This is a genomic window from Terriglobus sp. 2YAB30_2 (assembly GCF_052114765.1).
Lineage (GTDB): Bacteria > Acidobacteriota > Terriglobia > Terriglobales > Acidobacteriaceae > Terriglobus.
In genome coordinates this window covers 1-2,111 of the sequence record NZ_JBFRFJ010000051.1, presented here as the reverse complement: position 1 = coordinate 2,111, position 2,111 = coordinate 1, and the positions used below count along the sequence as shown (strand labels likewise).

The following is a 2,111-nucleotide window of genomic DNA, read 5'->3' as shown; positions in this document are numbered from 1 at the left end:
GGCCTCCTCCGAACGAAAGAGCTGGTCAGGTGTGGTAACCACCAGCTTCGGAGGAGGCCCGCCCTTCACGGCGGAGCCACACGGGACAAATGGGAATTTCGATGAGCGTCAGTGGGGAAATTCAGCGAGCGCCGTCAGCGTAGGACCATCGATGGTTGTGCGGGCGATCGAAGTAGCCGGGCAGGAAGATGTGCAACCGGATGCGAATCCCGGGGTCGTCGTCGCTGTGCAGTACGACCTTGTCGAGGATGTCGTAGTGCTCGCACATGGCCAGCAGTTCCGGCCGGTTGGGCAGATCGTCAAGCCGAGACCGCACAATTCGCGGTTCCGCAGCGAGTTCGTTCAAGGCTTCGCGGCAGTTTACTTCGACATCGTTGATGTCGTTCCAGTCAATCCAGCACAAATTCTCGGCGATGCGATCCATCTCGTCCATCGGGGTCCTCATTCCTCTGGCTTGGCGCTGGATTTCCACAACCGGCAGACCGGCACGATGTCGCCGTAGGCTGTGCACGAGGCGCGGCCCATCACCAGTTCCTCGGCAGGGCAGCCACCCTGGCAGGCGCTGGCTTTGCAGCCGCCACAGGAGCTTTCGGCCAATGCGCTGGTAAACAGATCGAACTCATTGACGCCGTGGTTCAGCTGCACCTGGCCGTCTACCATCTGGGCGAAGTGCAGCTCGGTGTCGAAGAGGAACGAGCAGACATAGCAGCGGCCGTCCGGGAAGATCGAGATCCGATCCAGCGTCCGACCGATGCACCCTTGGTAGCCCTCGGCCGCGTAGCGCTCCATCTGATCACGCCGGGCGTAGGTCGGCTGGTACCACACCCGCGTCTTGTATTGCGGTGCAGCATCGTTAAGGCGGTCGCAGAACGTGACCCATTCCAGCGGGTTCATCGCCATCTCCGCGTTGCCGTGCCCCGTGCCGATAGTCGAGAAGACATGGAACTTCACCAGGCTGACACCCAGATAATCAGCGATGTCGAGCAGCTGCAGCACGTCACGCTCGTTCGCCTTGTTGACCGTGCAGATGATGCGAGTGTCGAAGCCACGTCGAGTCAACTCGGCGGTGGTTTCCAGCGCTCGAGTGAAAGTGCCTGCACCGCGAATGGCGTCATGACTCTCCCCGCTGCCTCCGTCCAAACTGACTTGGATGTACGCGAAGTCGTCGGGTTCCAGCTGGCGGAACCGTCGCAGCGCCGGTTTCTGCGCATTCGTGGTGGTGATGACATGGCCGTAGCCGAGTTTCCGGCTGAGGCGGATCACTTCGCAGTAGTGCGGGTGCAGCGTCGGCTCGCCGCCGAGGATGGTCAGTTTGTCGCCGCCCATCCGTCGCCAGGTGGTGAGCGTTTCCACGATCTGCGGCAAGGGCATCTTCAGTGCCCGGTCGAGCCGTTCGCCCATGTAGCAGTGCTCGCAACGAAGTTGGCAGGCTTCGGTGATGTAGAGGTAGACGTTACGGAAGCGACCGTAGGCCACGCGGTCGATGCGATCCGGTTCGGGCAGGTTCCCGCCGCGCGGCATGCGGGCATGGCCGTAGCCGTCGCTGTTCGTTCTCAGGCTGGGGGTGGGCAGATCAACAGTGGTCATCGCGAGACGCTCCGTGAAATTAGTAGCAGGGCAAGCAGATTCGCCGCTCCGTCGATGGTGTTGGTGGTATCGAGGTGAGTGACGGCGATGCCGGAATCAGCGAATCCGGCGCGGATACCGGCTGCCGCTTGGTGGTAGCGCTGCATCCGTGCCTTGAACAGGCGCGGAGAATCACCGCGCCGGGGATGCAGCAGCCCGCGGCAGTGGGCGCACTGCCAGGGGTCGCCTTCACTCGGAATCGCCGGCAAGCGAGGATCGGAGATCGGATCTCGCTCGCAGCGGTGACAGACCTTCCGGTTCCGTGATCGCTGCTTCAACGTCTTGGCGTCGGTCAGCAGTTCGATCGCTTCGACGTGGCAGGCGGGTTGAGGTTCACCCCGAATGGTGGACAGGGGTTCAAGCAGCTTTTGCTGCGTCTGTCAGGGATTGCTCGTAGCGTAGGGGGCTGAGCATCCCGAGGGCGGAGTGCCGTCGATCATGGTTGTACTCATGGTTGTACTTGTGGATCCAATTGTCAACCGCAG

At 62.0% G+C, this 2,111-nt stretch carries 4 protein-coding genes; 1 reads left to right on the top strand and 3 read right to left on the bottom strand.

The window, feature by feature from the left end; genetic code table 11:
- Positions 1-502, top strand: a 502-nt coding sequence (locus AB4Y89_RS24450; RefSeq protein ID WP_442303556.1) for a hypothetical protein, incomplete at its 5' end; no start/stop codon positions are given.
- Here AB4Y89_RS24450 and AB4Y89_RS24445 read toward each other — a convergent pair.
- The 3 genes from AB4Y89_RS24445 to AB4Y89_RS24435 all read right to left on the bottom strand — a co-directional run bounded on the left by AB4Y89_RS24445 (position 442) and on the right by AB4Y89_RS24435 (position 2,094).
- Positions 442-1,587, bottom strand: coding sequence for a radical SAM protein (locus AB4Y89_RS24445; protein ID WP_442303555.1), 1,146 nt, complete (start codon positions 1,585-1,587; stop codon positions 442-444). The two genes, AB4Y89_RS24450 and AB4Y89_RS24445, sit on opposite strands and share 61 nt — an antisense overlap.
- Positions 1,584-1,904: a hypothetical protein gene (locus AB4Y89_RS24440; RefSeq protein ID WP_442303554.1), complete on the bottom strand. Its 321-nt coding sequence runs from the start codon at positions 1,902-1,904 to the stop codon at positions 1,584-1,586. Before AB4Y89_RS24440 ends, AB4Y89_RS24445 begins: the two co-directional genes overlap by 4 nt.
- Before the next feature lie 79 nt (positions 1,905-1,983).
- A complete protein-coding gene (locus tag AB4Y89_RS24435) occupies positions 1,984-2,094 on the bottom strand; it encodes a hypothetical protein (RefSeq protein WP_442303557.1) in 111 nt (36 codons plus the stop codon).
- Between the last annotated feature and the right edge of the window lie 17 nt (positions 2,095-2,111).

What these genes read in the sequence shown, in the direction of transcription:
- AB4Y89_RS24445 (WP_442303555.1), bottom strand. Translation starts at nt 1,587, where the DNA reads ATGACCACTGTTGATCTGCCCACCCCCAGCCTGAGAACGAACAGCGAC.